Source organism: Pandoraea sp. ISTKB, from assembly GCF_001721285.1.
In the GTDB taxonomy this organism is placed as follows: Bacteria; Pseudomonadota; Gammaproteobacteria; order Burkholderiales; family Burkholderiaceae; genus Pandoraea; species Pandoraea capi.
In genome coordinates this window covers 279,386-299,969 of the sequence record NZ_MAOS01000028.1, presented here as the reverse complement: position 1 = coordinate 299,969, position 20,584 = coordinate 279,386, and the positions used below count along the sequence as shown (strand labels likewise).

General features: G+C 67.3%; 4 protein-coding genes. All 4 read left to right on the top strand.

Going from position 1 to position 20,584, the window contains the following annotated elements:
• The first annotated feature begins 88 nt into the window (after positions 1-88).
• The 4 genes from A9762_RS09995 to fhuB all read left to right on the top strand — a co-directional run bounded on the left by A9762_RS09995 (position 89) and on the right by fhuB (position 20,434).
• A complete protein-coding gene (locus A9762_RS09995; protein WP_069341865.1) occupies positions 89-13,840 on the top strand; it encodes a non-ribosomal peptide synthetase in 13,752 nt (4,583 codons plus the stop codon).
• Positions 13,837-17,448, top strand: a complete 3,612-nt coding sequence (locus tag A9762_RS09990; protein ID WP_083253799.1) for a penicillin acylase family protein — start codon at positions 13,837-13,839, stop codon at positions 17,446-17,448. The genes A9762_RS09995 and A9762_RS09990 overlap by 4 nt, the downstream gene beginning before the upstream one ends.
• A gap of 63 nt (positions 17,449-17,511) precedes the next feature.
• Positions 17,512-18,432, top strand: coding sequence for an ABC transporter substrate-binding protein (locus tag A9762_RS09985; RefSeq protein ID WP_069341863.1), 921 nt, complete (start codon positions 17,512-17,514; stop codon positions 18,430-18,432).
• The gene (gene fhuB / locus A9762_RS09980) at positions 18,425-20,434 is read left to right on the top strand and encodes a Fe(3+)-hydroxamate ABC transporter permease FhuB (RefSeq protein WP_083253798.1); all 2,010 of its coding nucleotides are present in this window, start codon (positions 18,425-18,427) and stop codon (positions 20,432-20,434) included. The genes A9762_RS09985 and fhuB overlap by 8 nt, the downstream gene beginning before the upstream one ends.
• Positions 20,435-20,584: the final 150 nt, after the last annotated feature.

The window sequence follows — 20,584 nt, the reverse complement described above, 5'->3', positions numbered from 1 at the left end:
GTGTATGACCTCTGGCGCGCGCCACCGTGCGCCAGATTGTTTTCCGGCCCGGGCAAATGCGCGGGCCGTTTCATCGGAGGAAGCTGGTATGGCCATGGATGATCTCGACCCCGCGCTGCTGGAATTGCTGATGAGCGACATGCAGGCGTCGCTGGGGGCGAGGGGCGATGCCAGTGGCGACGACGCGCAGGCAACGCCGCATGCTGAGGCGTCGGCCGCCTTGCCGGGCGCCGTGCCGCTGTCGTTTGCGCAACGCCGTCTCTGGATGGCGCAGCAATTCGCACCGCACGACGATGCCTATCACATCTCCCGCGTGTTCCGTCTGCAAGGCGCCGATATCGACGCGAACGCCATCGAGCAGGCGATTCGCACGGTCATTGCCCGGCATGACGTACTGAGGACGTGTTTTTCCCTGCATGACGGCGAGCCATCGCAAACGGTACTGTCCGAAGTACCGTTCGCCATGACACGCCTCGACTGGCGCGAACTGCCGGTCGCCGATATCGACGCACGCGTGGCCGCGCTGGCGGCGCAGAGCGCCCGAATCCCGTTCGATCCGGCCACCGCGCCCATGCTGCGCGTGACGTGGATCGCCTTGCCCGCACAGCAGTACGTGCTGGCCGTCACCATGCATCACCTGATCTCGGACGCCGCGTCGAACGACGTGTGGGCGCGCGAGTTCGCGCAGGCCTATCTCGCGGGAGTGCAAGGCGCCGACCCGGCGCTCACGCTGCCCTCGCTTGCGATCCAGTACGCCGACTATGCCCAACGCCAACACGCGGGGCTCGTCAGCGGAAGATGGCAGGCGGCGCTCGATGGCTGGCAACGGGATCTGGCTGACGAATACGGTCCGTTGCAACTCCCTGCGCCGCTGGTGCGCGAAGCCGGCGTTCGGCGTGGCGTATTGCGTCACGCACTCGATGTCTCTCGCCACGCGGCGCTGAGCGAGTGGTGCCGACAAGCGGGCGTGACGCCGTTCGTGGCGCTGCTCGGCCTTTGGCAACTGACCTTGCGTCGCTACCACGGCGACGGCGATTTCCTGGTCGGCGTGCCCGTCGACGGCCGTCACGTTCCGGGGACACCGGACTTGATCGGCTGCTTCGTCGGTACGCAGGTCTACCGGGCGCATCACCGTCCTGCGCAAACGTTGCGCGCCGTCGTCGAGGCGGTGAATCGGGCGCGTATTGCCAATCTCGACCGGCTCGACGTGCCGTTCGAGCTGGCGCTCGATGCCGCCCGGCGCAATGGCGGCAGCCTCTTCCAGACGATGTTCAACTTCAGCCAGTCGGACGCGGCGCCGCAGTTGCGCGTCGGCGACGTGCAGGTGGACGTGCTCACGCTGTCCAACGACACGCCCCAGTTTGATCTGACTTTGGCGGTCGACTGGCATAGCCTCGGTGCGGATCTCGACCTCGAATACGACCGCGAGCGCGTCGATGGCACGCTCGCTCGCGCCCTGATCGACGATTTCGTGGCGTGGCTCGATGCATTGGTGAGCACGCCGGATCGCGCCACGGGCGCCGTCGCGCTTGCGCCGCGTACGTCGGCCCATCTGTCGGCGGATTGCCTGCCCGACGAGACGACGGCCGACGTCCACGATGCACGGCTCGATCCCTTGCCGGTGCGCATCGCGTCGCGCGCGGCGCTCGATCCGTCGCGTGTCGCTGTCGTCTGCGGCGATGCGCGTGTGACGTATGGCGAACTGATGCGCCGTGCGGACCTGCTGGCACAGCGTCTCGTCGAGGATGGCGCCGGTCCCGACGTGTGCATCGGCGTGGCGCTGGAGCGCTCCGTCGACATGGTCGTCGCCGTGCTTGCCGTGCTGCGCTCGGGCGCGGCGTATGTGCCGCTTGACCCCGAATATCCGGCCGAGCGTCTGGCCTATATCGTGGCGGATGCCGGTTTGCAGCGCATCGTCACGTGTCCGGAAGTCGCCGCGCGACTCGGGTTTGGCGCAGACATCCGGACGTTCGAGGTGCTGCCCGACGATGGGCAGCGGGTCGTGCCGACGTTGCGCGTGGACGTGCATCCGGAGCATCTGGCCTATGTGATCTACACGTCGGGCTCGACGGGGCGACCGAAGGGCGTGATGGTGCGCCATGCGGCGCTGTCGAGCTTTATTGCGAGTCTGGGCGAGCGTCCCGGGCTTGGCGCCGACGACCGCTGGGTCGCGGTGACGTCGCTTTCGTTCGACATCGCGGCGCTGGAGCTGTATCTGCCGCTCGTGACGGGCGCGCAACTGATCGTCGCCGACAAGGACACCACGCGTGATGGCGCAGCGCTTGCGCGGTTGCTGACGCAAACACAGGCCACGGTGCTTCAGGCGACCCCGGCGACCTGGCGCATGTTGCTCGACCTTGAGGCGCATGAGACGCAGGCGGCGCTTCGGGGGCTGAAGGGCCTTTGCGGGGGAGAGGCATTGCCGCCGGACCTGGCGCAGTCGCTGCTGGCAAACGGCGTGGTGCTCTGGAACATGTACGGTCCGACCGAGACCACGATCTGGTCGCTCGTCGGACGCGTGGACGGTCAAAAGACCACGCTCGGCGCCCCGATCCGTGCCACGCAGGCATGGGTGCTCGATACCCGACTCGAAGAGACGCCCGTCGGTGTGCCCGGCGAGCTTTATCTGGGCGGTGAAGGGCTGGCGCGTGGCTACTGGCAGCGCGCTTCGCTGACGGCCGAGCGCTTCGTCCCGCATCCGTTTGCGGCAGACGGTGCGCGGCTCGGTGAGCGTCTATATCGCACAGGCGACCTCGTGCGACGCCGCGCCGATGGCGACATCGAGTTCATCGGGCGTATCGACCAGCAGGTCAAGATTCGTGGTTTTCGTATCGAACTGGGCGAAATCGAGGCGGGACTGTCCGCATGCGAAGGGGTGCGCGAAGCGGTAGTGACGGCGCACACCGGGCCGGGTGGCGCGCGTCTCGTCGGTTACGTGACGGCTTCGCCGGGCGCCTCGCTGGACGAGGCGGCGCTTCGCCGTGCCATCGGCCGTACGCTGCCCGATTACATGGTGCCGGGCCGCGTGATCGTGCTGCCCGCGATGCCGCTCACGCCCAACGGCAAGATCGACCGGCGTGCGTTGCCGGTCCCCCAGCAAGGTGACACTGTCTACGAAGCCCCGCACGGCGACGTGGAAATCACGCTCGCCGAGGCATGGCGTTCGGCGCTGCGCCTGGATGACGGGGCACGCGTCGGCCGCGACGACAACTTCTACGCGCTCGGCGGCGACTCGATCCTGACGCTGCGAGGTGTGGCACATGCCGCGCGCGCGGGCGTCGCTTCCACCCCGCGTCAATGGTTTGAAGCGGCAACGCTGCGTGCGCTGGCCGAAGCGGTCGCGCGAGACGACGAGCCGCAAAGTCGCCCCGAAGTCCTCGTTCGCGAGGGGGCGGAATTGCGTGCCGCGGCGTCGCATGCGCAGCAGCGCCAGTGGTTTCTCTGGTCGTTGCAGCCGGAGAGTTCGGCGTATCACATCACCGGGGCGATGCGCCTGAAAGGGGCGCTGGACGTCGACGCCGTGCGGCGTGCCTTCGCTGCTATGGTCGCCCGGCACGAAGTGCTTCGCACCACGTTCAGCGATACCGTTGTCGATACCGATACCGACGGCGAGCTGCAACAGATCGTGCATGCCGATCTGCCATTCTCGTGGCAGTGGGTGGACGTCGCATCGGAAGACGAGGCTCACGCGCGCGCACAGGAATTCAACGACACGCCGTTCGACCTGCGCGCCGGACCGCTGTTGCGCGTGGCCTTGCTGGCGTTGCCCGCCGATGCGGCGCCAGTGCAGGAACAGGCGGAAGGAAAGGTTTCGGCACGGGCCTCGCATCACCATATCCTGCTCGTCGCGATGCATCACATCGTGGCGGACGGGTGGTCCATCGACATCGTGCTGCGTGAGTTCGTCGCGGGCTATCAGGCAGCGCTCACCGGACAGACCGCAACGCTTGCGCTGCTGTCTTTGCAATACGCGGACATTGCGCAATGGCAGCGTGACCGGCTGGCGGCCGGCGAGCGGCAGCGCCAACTCGACTGGTGGCGCGCGACGCTGGGCGACGGCGAGGCAGCCCCCGTGTTGCTGCTGCCGTCGGATCATCCGCGCGAACCGTTGGCGCAGTACACGGAAGCCGCCGCGCCGTTCTCGCTTTCCCCGGCATTGACGGGCGGGATTCGCGCGCTTGCCGCCGCGCATCGCGCCACGCCGTTCATGATCGTGCTGGCGGCGTTCCAGTGGTTGCTCTCGCGACACAGCGGCCTGCGCGATGTACGGGTGGGCGTGCCGATTGCCGGACGCGAGTTACCCGAGAGCGCGCCGCTGATCGGTCTGTTCATGAACACGCAGGTGATGCGCGCACAGCTCGATGCGTCGCAGACCGTGGCGCAACTGCTTGACCGGACTCGCACCCAGGTGCTGGAAGCGGCCGCCCATCAGGCGTTGCCGTTCGAGGCGCTCGTGGAGACCATGGCGCCGGAGCGCAGCCTCACGCATACACCGTTGTTCCAGGTGTTGCTCAACTACCAGCGCGATGATGCAAGTCCCGTGCAGGCGCTCGATGGGCTGCATGTGGAGCGCTACTTGCCACGCGAGCGTGCTGCGCAGTTCGAATTGACGCTGAGTGCGAACGAACTGGCGTCCGGCGGGATCACCGGCAGCTTCGATTACGCCCGAGAGTTGTTTGCGCCAGAGACGATGGCACGGATGTGCGAACAGTTCGTGGTGCTGCTCACGGCGTTCGTCGCGACTCCGGATTCGCCGCTGGGGGAACTGACGCTGCACACGCCGCAAGCGCACGACCATCTGTTGGCGCACGGACGGACCTTGCAGGCCGCCGCCCCGTTCCTGCCGGTGCACTGCCAGTTTGAGGCGAATGCTGCGCAGGACCCCGAGGCGCTGGCGTTGCGCCACGATGGCGTGTCGCTTACGCGCGCCATGCTCGACCGGCGAGCGAAACGTCTGGCGCATCGTCTGATCGCGTTGGGGGTGACGCCCGACACGCGTGTGGGCGTGGCGTTGTCGCGATCGATCGACATGATCGTCGGGATTCTGGCTGTCCTCAAGGCGGGGGGCGCTTACGTGCCGCTCGATCCGGACTATCCGCCGCAGCGACTCGCCGACATGCTCGACGACTGCGGTGCGACGCTGGTTCTCGGTCATGAAGCAAGCGCTCACGTGGCATTGCCTGACGGGGTGCTTCGCGTCGATATCGATGCCTCGCATGACACGGTCGATGGCTTCGACGCGCTCGACAGCGCCCCTCGGGTGGCACTGCTGCCGGGGCATCTCGCTTACGTGATCTATACGTCGGGGTCGACGGGCAAGCCCAAGGGCGTGGCGGTCAGCCATGGCGGGCTTGCGGCGCATGCGCGCGTGTGGGCATCGCTGTGTCGGCTGACACGCGACGACCGCGTGTTGCAGTTCTCGACCATGAACTTCGACGGCTTCGTCGAACAGCTTTTCCCGGCGCTTCACGTCGGCGCGGCCGTGGTGCTGCGCGGGCCGCAATTGTGGAGCGCGGACGAATTCGTGGCGAACGTCGCGAGAGACGGCGTGACGGTCGTCGACTTGCCCACGGCGTACTGGAACGTGCTGGCACAGACGCTCGACGGTACGTCGACGCAGGGCGCACCGCTCGCGGGTGTCAGGCAACTGCATGTGGGCGGTGAAGCGATGTCGGCGCAAGGGTGGCGTCGCTGGCGCGAGCACGCCAACCTCGGACATATCCGTTTGCTCAATACCTACGGTCCTACGGAGGCGGTCGTCACCGCGTCTGCATGGACCGCTTCCGATACGCCAACCGATGCCACGGCGAGCGTGCCGATCGGGCGGGCGCTCGAAGGTCGTCAACTGTACGTCGTCACGCCTGACATGACGCTGGCGCCGCAGGGCGCTGTCGGTGAGTTGCTCATCGGTGGCGATCTGCTTGCGCGTGGCTATCTCGACCGGGCCGCGCAGACGGCGGAGCGCTTCGTGCCCGATCCGTTCGGGGCCCCGGGCAGCCGTGCGTATCGCACCGGCGATCTCGTGCGCTGGCGTGCCGACGGCGAGCTGGAATACCTCGGCCGCGTCGACTTTCAGGTCAAGATCCGGGGTTTCCGGGTCGAACTCGGTGAAATCGAAGCCGCGTTGCTCGCCCAGCCGGGCGTGCGCGAAGCCGTCGTGAGTGCGTTCGACAGCGACGCGGGCACGCGGCTGGCCGCTTACGTCACAGGGCAGCCGGCGTGTCAGCCGGATGCGATCGCGTTGCGTGCCGCGCTCGAAGCGTCGCTTCCGGCGCCGCTCGTGCCGTCGGCCATCGTCGTGCTGGATGCGCTGCCCATGACGCCGGGCGGCAAGCTCGACCGCCGTGCGTTGCCGGCACCGTCCTTCGGGCAAAGCGAATATGAAGCGCCTGACGGTGAGCGCGAAATTGCGCTGGCAGAGGTTTGGGCGGACGTGCTCGGCCTCGCGCGCGTGGGTCGCAACGACAATTTCTTCTCGCTCGGCGGCGACTCGATTCTGGTGCTGAAGGTGGTCGCGCGTGCGGCCGCACGAGGCATCTCACTTACGCCCCGTCAGTTGTTCGTCCATCGATCGCTGGCGGCGCTGGCCGCCGCCTCGATGCAGGCGAGCGGGCCGATGACAGCGCCGATTCCCCGAAGCCTCCGTTCGCGTCAGGCATTGCCCATGTCGCATGCACAACGGCGACTGTGGTTCCTGTGGCATCTGCAACCGGAGAGCGGCGCCTACCACGTGGCGGGCGGCATCGGCTTACGCGGCGCGTTGGACGAGCAAGCCGTGCGTCACGCGTTCGCACGGATCGTGGCGCGGCACGAAGTGCTTCGCACGACCTTCGAGATTCCGGCGGGTGAGACCGAGGCGGTGCAGGTCGTGCACGACGCACCGGACTTCGACTGGCAGGCATTCGATGTGTCCGCCGACGAGGCGTCGGCCCGAGCGCAGGCGTTCGCCGACGCACCGTTCGATTTGCAGCGCGGACCGCTGTTGCGTGTCGGCGTGATGCGGCTGAACGGGCAGGGCACGCAGGCACAGCCGGACCATGTGCTGCTCATCGCCATGCATCATATCGTCGCCGACGGCTGGTCCGTGGGCGTGCTGCTCGACGAGTTCGTGGCGGCCTACACGGCGCAGGTCGGCGCGTCGGACGCGCCGTCTGCCCCGACGCGAGCCGAACTGCCGATTCAGTACGGCGACTACGCCGCATGGCAGCGCGAGACGTTCGACGGCGCGGAGCGTGACCGGCAACTTTCGTATTGGCGTTCGCTGCTCGGCGAAGGCGCTGATGCGCATCCCGTGCTAGATCTGCCGCACGATCATCCGCGTCATCCGGTCGGCGTGTACAAGGCGGGCCGTCAACCGTTCAAGCTGGACGACGCGACAGTCGTGTCGGTGCGCAACGCGGCCCGTCGTCACGGCGTGACGCCTTATGTCGTGCTGCTTTCGGCCTTCCAGGCATTGCTGCATCGCTGGTGCATGCAGCGCGAAATTCGCGTTGGCGTGCCCGTGTCGGGCCGTGACCATCCCGAACTCGGCAACCTGATCGGCGTGTTCATCAATACGCTCGTCATGCGTGCTGACTTCCCAGAGCGCCTGCGTGCGGCGGCGCTGGTGCGTAACGTCGCCGAGCGCACGCAGGCGGCGATGGATCATCAGACGTTGCCGTTCGACACGCTTGTCGATGCGTTGTCCCCGACACGCAGCGTGAGCCACACACCGCTCTTCCAGGTCATGTTCAATCATCAGCGCGAGGATTACCGCGTGCTGCGCGATCTGCCGGGGCTCGCGACGCGTCATTTCGACACCGGCGGCGAGGCCGCGCAATTCGAACTGACGCTCAACGTCGGCGAAGCTTCCGACGGCGCGATCGCCGGGAGTTTCACCTATGCGCGCGAATTGTTCGAAGCCTCGACGATGGCGCGTCTGTCGCGCCAGTTTGAGACGCTGCTGACGGTACTGTGCGCCTCGGACGACGCGATCATCGGCGACATTCCCCTTGTCGACGCGCAGGCGGCGGCACAACTCGACGCCTGGGGCGTTGCGACGGAGGACTTTTCGACCGACGCGCCGGTGCATGTCCGCGTGACGGCGCAGGCGCGACTGACCCCCGACGCGATGGCCGTGCGCGCCGATGACGATTGCCTGACCTACGCTGAACTGGAGCGTCGCAGCAATCGATTGGCGCACGCGCTGATCGCACAGGGTGTCGGGGCAGACGTGCCCGTCGCCATCGCACTGGAGCGAGGCGCAGGCATGCTCGTGGCGCTGCTCGGCGTGCTCAAGGCGGGCGGTTGCTACGTGCCGCTCGATCCGGCTTATCCGGCGCAGCGTCTGCAGTACATGCTGGAACACAGCGGCGTGACGCGCCTCATCACGCAGTCGTCGCTTCAGGCGACGTTGCCGTTGCCCGCAGGCTCGACGTGTCTGCTGCTGGATCGCTTCGATGTCGGGACTTCAGGGAGCGATCCCGACGGCATCGACGAGGCACCGAACGTGCCCGTCGGCCCGGAACATCTGGCTTACGTGATCTACACCTCCGGCTCGACTGGCAAGCCCAAGGGCGTGATGGTGCGCCACGGCGGCCTGTCGAACTTCCTTTCGGGACTTGCGCGGCGTCCGGGGCTGTCGGCGAGCGATCGATGGGTTGCCGTCACGTCGTTGTCGTTCGATATTGCCGCGCTGGAGCTTTTCTTGCCGCTCACGCTGGGCGCGCAGGTGATCGTGGCGTCACGAGACACGGCACGCGACGGCTTCGCGCTGGCGGAATTGCTGCGCACCAGCGAGGCGACCGTATTGCAATCGACACCCGCCACGTGGCGCATGCTGCTGGCGTCCGGGCAACCGTGGCCGGCGCTGCGGGCGTTGTGCGGCGGTGAAGCGCTGCCGCCGGATCTGGCCGACGCGCTGCGTGCGCGCGGCTGTGAACTCTGGAACCTGTACGGACCGACCGAGACGACGATCTGGTCGATGTTGGGGCGCGTTGTCGGCAAGCCGGTGCTGGGGCAGGTCATCGCGGGCACGCAGGCACGCGTGCTAGACACGCGGCTTGCGCCGGTGCCGCCGGGCGTGGCCGGCGAACTGTACCTCGGGGGCAGCGGTCTGGCGCGCGGTTACTTCGGACGTGCCGACCTGAGCGCCGAGCGCTTCGTCCCCGATCCGTTCTCGTCGCAAGGTCAGCGCCTGTACCGCACGGGCGATCTGGCCCGGTGGAAGCACGACGGTACGCTCGAATTCCTCGGCCGTACGGATCATCAGGTCAAGATTCGCGGACACCGGATCGAACTCGGCGAGATCGAGGCCCGGCTGGCGGCGTCGGCGGGTGTCGGTGCCGCTGTCGTGGTGGCGCATGACGGGGCATCCGGCACGCAACTGGTGGGCTACGTCAGCCCGGCCAGCCCGGCCGATGCCCCTGACGCGAACGCGCTGCGCAGCGAGCTGGCCGCGCAGTTGCCCGACTACATGGTCCCGGCGGTCATCCTCGTGTTGCCCGCGCTGCCGCTCACGCCCAACGGCAAGATCGACCGTAAGGCCTTGCCGGCCCCGGACGTCGCCCCGCGCCACTTCGTTGCGCCTGAAGCGGGCGATGAAGCGACGCTCGCCGAGGTCTGGCGTGACGTGCTGGGCGTCGCATCCGTCAGCCGGGACGACAATTTCTTCGCGCTGGGCGGGCATTCGTTGCAGGCGATGCAGATCGTCTCGCAGTTGGCGACGAAGCACGGCAAGGCGCTCGCCTTGCGCGACGTGTTCGCCGCGGCCACGCTGTCGACGCTTGCGCAGTGCATGGTGTCGAACGCGCCGCAGGACGCCAGCGTTATCGCACCGATTCCCCGGCGTGGGGACGCACGTCGTGCACGGCTTACGCACGGTCAGGCGCGCCTCTGGTTCCTCTGGCAGATGGACCCGACGAGCGCCGCGTATCACATGACGGGCGCATTCCGCTTCGACGGACAACTCGATCCGCAAGCATTGCAGCTTGCCGTGGCCGATGTCGTGGCCCGACACGAAGTGCTGCATAGCCGCTTTGCGTCCATCGACGACATGCCGTGGCAGATGATCGACGCCCCCGACGCGTTCGGTTGGTCGGTCGAGGATGTCGAGGATGGGGAAGGCGACGACAAGGGCGCAGCCTTGCAGGCACGTCTGCGTTCGTTGTCGTCTGCGCCGATCGATCTGGCGCGCGGCCCGATCCTGCGTGTGACGCTGTTGCGGGTCGGCCCGACGTCGCACGTCCTGCATTTCGTGACGCATCACATCGTGGCCGACGAATGGTCGGTCGGGGTGCTCGCCCACGATTTCGGAACGGCCTACACGGCGCGGCTGGCGGGCGACGCTCCGGCGTTCGCGCCGCTTCAGGCCCATTACGGAGACTTCGCCGAATGGCACCGCGAATGGCTCGACGAGGCACGCGAAACGTCGCAACTGGCCTACTGGCACGCCCGACTCGGCGACGAGCATCCGGTGCTGGAATTGCCTGTCGCCCGCAAGCGCGCCGGGCTGCGCGCGGATCTCGGCGCACGGATTACCGCCGAGCTGCCCGACGCTATTAGCCACGGCGTGCGCGCACTTGCCCGCCGTTACGGCACGACGCCGTTCACCGTCCTGCTCAGCGCCTGGCAACTCACGCTGTCTCGTTATGCCGCGCAGAAGGACGTTCGCGTGGGCGTGCCGGTGGCCGGTCGCGTGCATCCGGCCACAGACGATCTCGTCGGCTTCTTCGTCAATACGCTGGTGATTCGCGCGGAGTTTGATGGTTTGCAGACGCTCGGCGACCTGCTGGCGCACACCCGCGAGCGCATGATTGAGGCGCAGGCGAATCAGGATGTGCCGTTCGCCCGCGTCGTCGATGCGCTGAAGGTGCCGCGCAGCCTGAGCCACACGCCGCTGTTCCAGGTGATGTTCAACTACGGCGTGCGGCCGGACAAGCCGACCGCACTCCCGGGCGTGCAGTTCGGGCTGTTGGCCAGCGAGGCCGCCACCGCGCGCTTCGACCTCGTACTCAACGTGTTCGACGACGACGCGTTCGGGCTGTCGCTGACGTACGCCTGCGATATCTTCGAGCGCGATGCCATCGAAGCGATGCTCGGACGTTACCGTCAGGTGATCGACCGTCTGGTGCGCGATGAAGCGATGGTCGCGCCGCCCGACGTTGCGCTTGGGGACGTTCGCCTCGTCGACGCCCCCGTCGATGTCAATGAGGTATCTGGCAGCGGCAGCGTGACGGCCAAGCCATGGCGGCCGGTCGCACAGACGCTGATCGAATCAGCCCGGGCGCATGCCGTCCAGCGCGCGGTGCACTGCGAAGGCGAACATCTCACGTATGCGGATCTCGACGCATGGTCCGGGCGCGTCGCGGCGGCGCTCAAGGCGTCGGGGGTGCGGCCGGAGGAGCGGGTAGGACTCTGTCTGCGCCGCTCGGTGGCACTGGTTCCCGCGCTGATCGGCGTGTTGCGCGCCGGTGCGGCGTTCGTGCCGCTCGATCCCGAGTATCCGGCCGATCGTCTGGCCTACATGATGGAAGATGCCGGCGTGACGCGTCTGCTGACCGATGCCACGACGCGTGAAGCGCTCGCTACGCTGTTCACGCAACGTGAGGCGATCGACATCGACACGCTTCGCCCGTCGGCTGATGGGCAAGCGGCCGTGACCACAGGCGACGCATCTGACGATACCGATGTTCATGGCGATCAACTCGCCTACGTCATCTACACCTCCGGTTCGACGGGCCGCCCGAAGGGCGTCGCGGTGAGCCATCGCAGTCTTGCGCTGCATCTGAACGACTTCATCGCGACGTACGGCATCTCGGCAACCGACCGGCAGTTGCAGTCGTCGACGATCAATTTCGACGTGGCGTTGCACGAAATGCTGCCTTCGCTCATGCAGGGCGGCAGCATCGAAATGCGTGGCGCGAAGGCGTGGGATCTGGCGACGACCAACCGTCAACTGGTCGCGGAGCAGGTGACGTTCGCGCGGATTCCGACCGCGTACTGGCAACAATGGCTGCACGAGCCGCCGGAACCGGCATCGCTCGCGCTGCGGCAGATCACGGTCGGCGGCGAGGGGTTGCCCGGCGACGCCTTGCGGCAATGGCGCAGCGGGCCGCTCGCTCACATTCGTCTGGACAACCTCTATGGGCCGACGGAAACCACGGTCGCCTGCATGTATCGTCCGACGCAGGACGCCGATTGTGCCCAGCCCATCGTGTCCATCGGCGGGCCGTATCCGTCGCGCGACGTCTATGTGTGCGACGACGCTGGCAACGTGTTGCCGGTCGGGGCGCTTGGCGAGCTGTGCATCGGCGGCGAAACGCTGGCGCGCGGCTACCTTGGCCGCGCTGCCCTGACGGCGGAAAAGTTCGTGCCCGATCCGCACCGTAACGACGGCGGTCGCATGTATCGATCCGGCGACCTTTGCCGCAAACGCCCGGACGGCACCATCGATTTCCTCGGTCGGATGGACCAGCAGGTCAAGCTGCGCGGCTTCCGTATCGAGCTGGGCGAAGTCGAATCGGCGTTGCGAAGCGTTCCCGGCGTGCGTGAAGCGGTGGCGGAGCTGCGCGGGCAGGGCGACGACCGACAACTTGTCGGTTACGTCACGGGCGATGCAACGCTGATCGACGCCAGCCACCTTCGAGATGCGTTGCAGACGCGCTTGCCTGCGTTCATGATCCCGGGCGCCTTCGTGCAGCTCGATGCGCTGCCGCTCATGCCCAACGGCAAACTCAACCGTGCGGCCTTGCCTGAGCCGTCCGCGCCGACGCCGGGCGACGCCGCGCAGGGGCCTGCGACACCGACTGAAGCGCTGCTGTTCGACATCTGGTGTGACACGCTGGGTCGCGATGGCTTCGGCCGTCACGACAATTTCTTTGCCATCGGCGGCGATTCGCTCGCGGCGCTCAGGGTGGCGGCCCGTGCCCAGCGCAGCGGCGTGACGCATTTCTCGCTGGAAGGCCTGTTCTCGCATCCGACGGTGGCCGGTCTGGCGACGTGGCTGGATGAGGCGTCGCAGGGGCGTCCGGCGAACATCGTCACGCTCGGCGGGGCAACGGCGGCACGGCAACTGTTTGCGATCCATCCCGGCTACGGTCTTGTCGGCGAGTACCGGGCGCTCGCGAGTGCGTTGGAGGATGTGGCGCAGGTTCACGGCGTGCAGTCGCCGATGTACACCGATGCCGACTGGGCGCCGACGTCGCTCGACGCAATGGCTCGCGACTATGCGGCGGCGATCCGTCGTGTCCAGCCGCGAGGGCCTTATCGTCTGCTGGGCTGGTCGAGCGGCGCGGCAATGGCCCGCCATGTCGCCGGGGTGCTCGTGGCAGACGGCGACGTTGTCGACTTCCTCGGCAGCGTGGACGGTGCGGCGCCCGAGCGTGCCGCATCGGATGACGAAACCCGCGACGGCGCGTCGGATATTGCGCAGGCGATGACCGTCACCGACGCGGAAATCGACTTTCTGCAAGCCGCGATGCAGGCCGATGCCGGGCGCTGGCAGGGGGTGATCCCCGAGGGCGACGACGGGCGTCAGTGGTTTGCGACCGCGCTGCGCATCGGCAAGCACTTCGACGCCGTGTCGTCCAACGCGGGCGACGCGGACCTGTTGCCGGTGTCGATGCACCTGTGGCTGGCCCGTCGCGATGGCGATACGACTGTGGCACTCGATGCAATTGCCGCGACCCGGGCATGGCGCGCGCATGCGGGCAGTGTCGCGGTCGAGAGCTTCGACACGGATCACACCGGCATCGTGCGTCATCCGGATTTCATGGCGGCGCTGCATCGTGCCCTCAGCGCGCTGCGCGAACCGGATGATATCGCGGGTGCCGAAGACACCCGGCAGGGTGACGACTCATGACACTTCGTATTCCACGTACCGTGAACCCTCGTAAATTCCTCACCCTCTCCGTGTCCGGCGCCTTGTGTCTGGCGATACTCGGCGCTTGCGCGACGGATACGTCTCGCTCGCCCGGCAGCGCCAGCGAGGGCAGCGCGCAGTCCTATCGCGCCCGAATCGAACGGACCACCGACGGCGTGCCGCATGTGGTCGCCAACGATTGGGGCAGCCTCGGCTGGGGCGCCGCGTACGTGCAGGCGCAGGACGACCTGTGCACCATGGCGCAGGCGTTTGTCACGTACCGTGGCGAGCGCTCGCGCTACTTCGGTGCGCAGGGCCAGCAGCCGACGGCCAGCACGCTTGGCGAACTCGACAATCTCGATTCCGACTTTTTCTTCCGCTTCGTCGCTGACGATGCTCGGCTGCAAGCCTATCGCGACGCGCAGACGCCGCAGTTTCGTGCGCTCGTCGACGGGTTTGTCGCCGGTTACAACCGCTACGTGAACGACTGGCAGCGCGGCGGGGCGAGCGGTGTCGATCCGGCGCACGCCGCGTGCCGCAACGCACCGTGGGTGACGACGATCTCGCCGGAGGATGTCTATCGACGTCTTTTCGCAGCCAACCTTGCCGGGGGCATGGCCCGCTTCGCCGGACGTGTCGTGAGCGCAAAACCGCCCGGCAACGCGCCCGCTGCGCCCCAAGCGCAAGGCGGTGCGGCGTCGATGGACAAGCTTGCGTTGCGCCCCGGCGCATTCGACGTGGGCGGCGGGCGGGGTATCGGCAGCAACGCACTGGCGTTCGGTGCGCAAGGCAGCGCTCGTGGGGCTTCCGGTCAAGGCGGCACGTCGGTGTTGCTCGGCAATCCGCACTGGTTTCTCGAAGGACCTGATCGCTTCTATCAGATGCGCCTGACGTTGCCCGGCCAGCTCGACGTCAGTGGCGTGTCGTTCCTCGGCGTGCCGGTCGTCATGATCGGCTTCAACCACAATGTCGCGTGGACGCACACCGTGTCGGCGGCGCGTCGATTCGGTCTGTTTCAGTTGTCCCTCGCCCCCGATAGCGACACCACGTATCTGGTCGACGGCAAGCCGGTGGCGATGGCGCCGGTCGTCGTCTCGGTGCCCGTACGCGAGAGCGACGGCACGGTGCGCCCGCATACCCGCACGTTGTATCGCACGGCGCTGGGGCCGGTCGTGAATCTCGCATCGCTCTCACCCGCGTTGCAATGGCGTGCCACGGCGCCGGGCAAGCCGGGGCAGGCGTTCGTGATCCGGGACATCAACGCCGATAACTACCGGGTCTTCGCGAACTTCCTCGCGTGGGGCCGGGCGTCGTCACTGGACGAATTCGTCGGCATCGCGCGCCGCGAGGCGGCGACCCCCTGGGTGAACACGGTCGCGATCGGTCGCGACGATCCGCGCGTGTGGTTCGGTGACGTCGGCGCCATGCCCAACGTGCCGGACTCGCTGGCCGCCCGATGCACGCCGCCGCTGGGCAAGGCGCTCGCCTCGCAGGTGCCGGGCGTGCCCTTCCTCGACGGCTCGCGCTCGACGTGCGACTGGCAGACCAGTCCGGGCGCGGCACAGGCCGGCGCGTTGCCTGCCGACGCCATGCCGCAGATGTTTCGCAACGATTACGTCGCGAACATGAACAACACGCATTGGATCGTCAATCCGGCGCAGCCGCTCACCGGCTTCGCCGCAGTGACGGGGCAGGAGCGCACGGAGATGGGGTTGCGGCCGCGTCTGGGCTTTCGTATCGCCGAGCAGCGCATGCAGGGCAGCGACGGCCTCGGTGCGCCGGGCGCGAGCGTCGATACGGTCGCGCGCGCTGCGCTCGATGCCAGAACGATGTCCGCCTTGCTGTTCAAGTCGCAAGCGCTGGCGAGCGCCTGTCGTGCCGACGGTCGTCGGCAGATCGTGACGGTGGATCCGTCCGGCGACCAGAAGGGCAGTCAGCCGGTCAAGACCGCCGCGCCGCGCGACGTCGACATTGCACCGGCATGCGCGGTGTTGAAAAAATGGGATAACACGGGCGGCACCTTTGCGCAGGGGGCGGTGCTGTGGAATGCCTGGTGGGCGCAGATCAAAGCCGTGCCGGAAGACAAGCGCTTTGCCGTGCCGTTCGATCCGCAACGTCCGCTGGACACGCCTGCGACGCTGAAGCTCGACGGCAAGACGCTCGTCAATGGGCTGGGTGTCGCCGTGCTGCGCCTGCGTGAAGGCGGATTTACGCCGGACGTCGAAACAGGCTCGGCCATGTACGCCACGCGCAACGGCGTCAGAATCCCGTGGTTCGGCGGATGCGACGACGAAGGCTACTTCACCTCGGGATGCAATAGTGAAGCCCGTATCGAGGACGGCGCATTGAAGATCGATGCCCACGCGTTCTCGAACAGCTACATGCAGGTCGTGACGTTCGGGGCGAACGGCGGACCCGTCGACGCACGTACGCTCATGGCCGGTTCGCAGGCCGACGATCCGGCGTCGCCGCATTTTGCCGACGGCACGCTGCGCTACGGCAAGCAGGCGTGGGTGGCGCGTCCGCTCGATGCAGTCACCTCGGCAACGTCAGCGAAGCCGGATAGTGGCGGCGCGTGGCTCGACAGTGCGCAGGCGACGCCGTCCGTGCTGTCCGATGTCGGCGCTTCGCCGACGCTCCCGGCCCGGTGGCAGGCGTTGGCGTCGCAAGGCCTCCCGGCACGCGAGGCCAGCGAACTGCTGGGCACGTCCGAGGCGGCGCTCGTGGCATCGGAGCAGGGCAGCGTGATCGTGCCGCTGCGCATGGGGCGCGAGGACTTCCCGGCGATGCTTGCCAACCTTCACCGGTTGGGAGGTCTCGAGGTGATGGTGCGAACAGAGCAGGGCATCGGCGAAAAAATCGTGCGGTCGTCCAAACCGCTCTTCGATGCGAACGGCCACGCGACCCCGGCGCTGGGCATGTCGCTGGACGTCTCGCGCTGGCAGTCCGCGTATGCCGTCACCCGATACTACGGCCCGAAGCGCGAACCGTACCGCCAGTTGCAGTTCTTCGACGCACAGGGTCGGAATATCGCTAAGATGACGGTCCTGGACTCGAAACCGGCGGCGCATGTGATGGACTACGATGCATTTGTCGCGTCATATCGCGCGGGACAGCAGGACATCGCTTCGGTAACCGATGCGACGCCCACGCCAGTGGCTGCACAGGTGCCGGTAACGCAAGGCCGCTGTGTGATGGCTAGCGATGACGGACGTCGCGCTCGCCTGGCGCTGGCCGATGCATTGGACACCGCCCGAACGAACGGCTGGCCGGTGCGCATTGGCGTGAACAACGGCGCGGCGTCGCTGGCGCAGGACGGGCGCATCGAGAAGATCGAGAATATCGGCGGCGGATGGCTCAGCGTGCAGATCCGTCACTTCACCCTGCATGTGCGGGCATCGGGTATCGCCGCGCAGTGCGCCGACATCGGTGCGCCGGACGACGCGCACCGTCAATCGGAAGACATCACGTGGCTGGACAGCCACGGCTCGTCGGTCGTCTCGCTGGCGCTTGCACCGCAAGCGAACGCGCAACAACGTGAGCGCTGGCTCGCCATGTGGCAAAAGGGCGATGCATCTGCGCTGGCGGTGTCGCGCCGATCTCCCTGACGACCTTACCGCTCGCGTGCGCCGACACTGGCGACGCGCGGGCGAGAACCCTCGGAAAGTTGCATGAAACGTCGTAGTTTTTGTGCCGGTGCCGCCGCCATGCTGGCGGGGGCCGGTTCTCTGGTCCAGGCGGCCGGACGCCCGCCGACGGGGTCCGCGCTGCGCATTCTTGCGCCCGATCGCGGCGCAGTGTCGTCGCTGCTCGCGCTCGGGGTCGAACCCATTGCCGGTGCCGATCGCGCTTTCTACGACTCGATGGGCGCGGAGCCTCGCATGCCGCCGGGCATGAATATCGTCAACAGTGGCGATCCCATCGAGCCGAACCTCGAACTGATGATCGAGCTAGGCATCAACTGGTGCGTGACCGTCACTACGCCGCAGATCGCCCGCGAGCGCATGAGCGTGGTCGCCCCGGTCACCCATCTGGACATCTTTACCGGCCAGATCGGCGCGCTCGACCGGGCGGCCGACGGTCTGCGCACGCTGGCGCGCCTGACCGGTCGTGAAGCACAGGCCGCTGCCTATATCGGGCAGGTCGAAGCGCGCATGGCCGAGGTCGCACGCACGCTCGCGCAGAGTGGCCGTCCGCCGCAACGTCAGACGTATCTTGTCACGCTCAACGATGGCGGACGCTCCATGGTCGCGTATGGCCGCAACAGCATCATGTGGGACGTGATGACGCGTGTGGGGCTTCGCAATGCATGGACGCGCAGCACCAACGAGTATGGATTCAGCGTCGGCGGTGTGGAATTGCTGGCAGAAGCGCCGGATGCCGACATCGTGGTCGTCGACTTCGGTGCGTCGACGACGGCCGCGCTGCGTCAACTCGCCGTCAGCCCATTCTGGAACCGGCTCGCCTCCGTCCGTGCAGGGCGTGTCTACCGAATTCCGCTCATCGATCTTTTCAATTCGTATCCTTCTGCCATGACGCTGCTGAGCGGGCTTGACGGACTCGTTCGCCGTGAGGATTTTCGCCATGTCTAGCGCGGTCATTCCGACGCCGATGCCGCCGCGCGAGACGTCGCCGCTGTCGTTCGTTCTGCTTCTGTTCGTGCTGGCGCTCGGACTCACGTGGCTCAATCTGCACAATGCGCTGCCCGCCACGGGCTGGCGCGGCTTGCTGCCCGCCGCCGATCCCGACGACATGAAGCGCGTGGTGATCGAGTATTCGTTTGCGCCGCGTCTGGCGGTCTCGCTGCTGGCGGGCGTGGCGTTGTCGCTGGCCGGCGGGCTGTTTCAGCATGTCCTGCGTAACCCGCTCGCCGAGCCCACGACGCTGGGCGTGGCCGCCGGGGCCAATCTGGCGATGACGCTCACGACACTGTGGATGCCGTCGCTGCTCATCGAGCATCGCGACGCTGTCGCGCTCGGCGGTGCCGTCGCCGCATTCACGTTGGTGTTCGTCATCGCGTGGGCGCACTCGCTCTCGCCGCTGGTGCTGATTCTGTGCGGGCTGGTCGTCACACTTTGCGCGGGGTCCATCGGCTCGGTGCTGTCGTTGTTCTTCCACGAAGGATTGCTCGGCGTGTTCGTCTGGCAATCCGGCGCGCTCAACCAGAATAGCTGGACGATCGCACAGCAGTTGCTGCCACGCATTGCGCTCGGTGCGGTGGCGACGGCGTTGCTGGTGCGCCCGCTCTCGGTCATGTCCGTGGGGGACGAGGCCTCGCGTGCCCTCGGGGTATCGCTGCGCGGGTTGCGTCTGTGCGCGCTTTTCGTCGGCACATTGTTGTGTGCATGGATCGTCAGCGCACTGGGCGTGATCGGCTTCGTGGGACTGGCCGGGCCTGCGCTCGCGCGTCTGGCTGGCGCGCGTACGCTCGGCCGGCGTCTGACCTGGGGCGCGATCATCGGCGCATTGCTGCTGTGGCTGGCGGATCAACTGGTGCAGTGGCTCGGTCAGTGGATTCCGGAGATTCCCACGGGGATCGCGACAGCGCTGCTCGGGGCGCCCCTGTTGCTGTGGCTGCTGCCGCAATTGCACGACAGCGCGCATATGCATCGACCCGAAGGGCCGATCGTGCAGCGCGAGCCGCGCAATCTCTGGGTCGTGGTCATCGGCGCGCTCGTCGTGCTCGTCGCCATGACGGTGGCCGCCGTTCTCGTCTCGCAAGGGTTGTCGGGATGGCGGGTGGACACGTTTGCGTCGCTCGGCCAATTGACGTCGCTGCGTGTGCCGCGTGTGGTCGGAGCGCTGGCGGCGGGGGCCATGCTCTCGGTCGCGGGCATTCTGATTCAGCGTCTGACGGCCAATCCGATGGCGAGTCCGGAAGTGCTGGGGATTTCGTCGGGCGCGTCGCTCGGATTGATCGTGCTGCTGTTCGCGGTGAATTCGCCGTCGCAGACCATGCAGCTTGCGGCCGCCTCGGCCGGGTCGTTTCTCGCGCTCGGCGCGATGTTCCTGCTCGCGCGCCGGAGCGGCTTCTCGCCGGAGCGCCTGATTCTCACCGGCATCGGTATCAGCACCGTGTTCAGCGGCCTGGCGTCATTGATGATGGCCAGCGGCGACCCGCGCATGGCGATGCTGCTGGCGTGGATGGCGGGGTCGACTTACGGCGTCGGGGTGACGCAGGCGAGCGTGGCGTTGATGATCGCGGTGGTGCTGTTGCCCTTGGTGCTCTTCGCCGCACGTGCGCTCGACATCCTGCCGCTGGGGGAAGCCGTCGCCCGGTCGGTCGGCGTGAACGTCGGACGTGCCCGCTTCGGGCTGCTGCTCGCCGCCGCCGTGCTCAGCGCTGCGGCCACGCTCATCATCGGCCCGATCTCGTTCGTGGGCCTGATGGGGCCACATATCGCACGACTGCTGGGCCTGCAACGTCCGGTGTCGCAAATTTTCGGCGGCGCGTTTGTGGGCGCGGCCATGCTGGTGCTGGCGGACTGGATCGGGCGCAATGCGCTATTCCCTGACCAGATGCCGGCGGGGCTGCTGGCGACGTTCGTCGGCGGCCCGTATTTCCTGATGCTGATCTGGCGCGATCGGACCTGACAGGCCGGAGCGACAGCGATGACACAACACACTGCAAGACCGAGTGACACGATGATGGAAGACACAGAATTCGCCGCCACACCTGCGGCGGCGGCTGGAACCGGGACTGACCCGCACGCAGCGCATGCCGCCCACGATGTGCCCTCGCCG

Excerpts from the sequence above, each read along its gene's own strand:
- A9762_RS09990 (WP_083253799.1), top strand. The coding sequence starts at position 13,837 with ATGACACTTCGTATTCCACGTACCGTGAACCCTCGTAAATTCCTCACC.
- fhuB (WP_083253798.1), top strand. The coding sequence starts at position 18,425 with ATGTCTAGCGCGGTCATTCCGACGCCGATGCCGCCGCGCGAGACGTCG.
- A9762_RS09995 (WP_069341865.1), top strand. The coding sequence starts at position 89 with ATGGCCATGGATGATCTCGACCCCGCGCTGCTGGAATTGCTGATGAGC.
- A9762_RS09985 (WP_069341863.1), top strand. The coding sequence starts at position 17,512 with ATGAAACGTCGTAGTTTTTGTGCCGGTGCCGCCGCCATGCTGGCGGGG.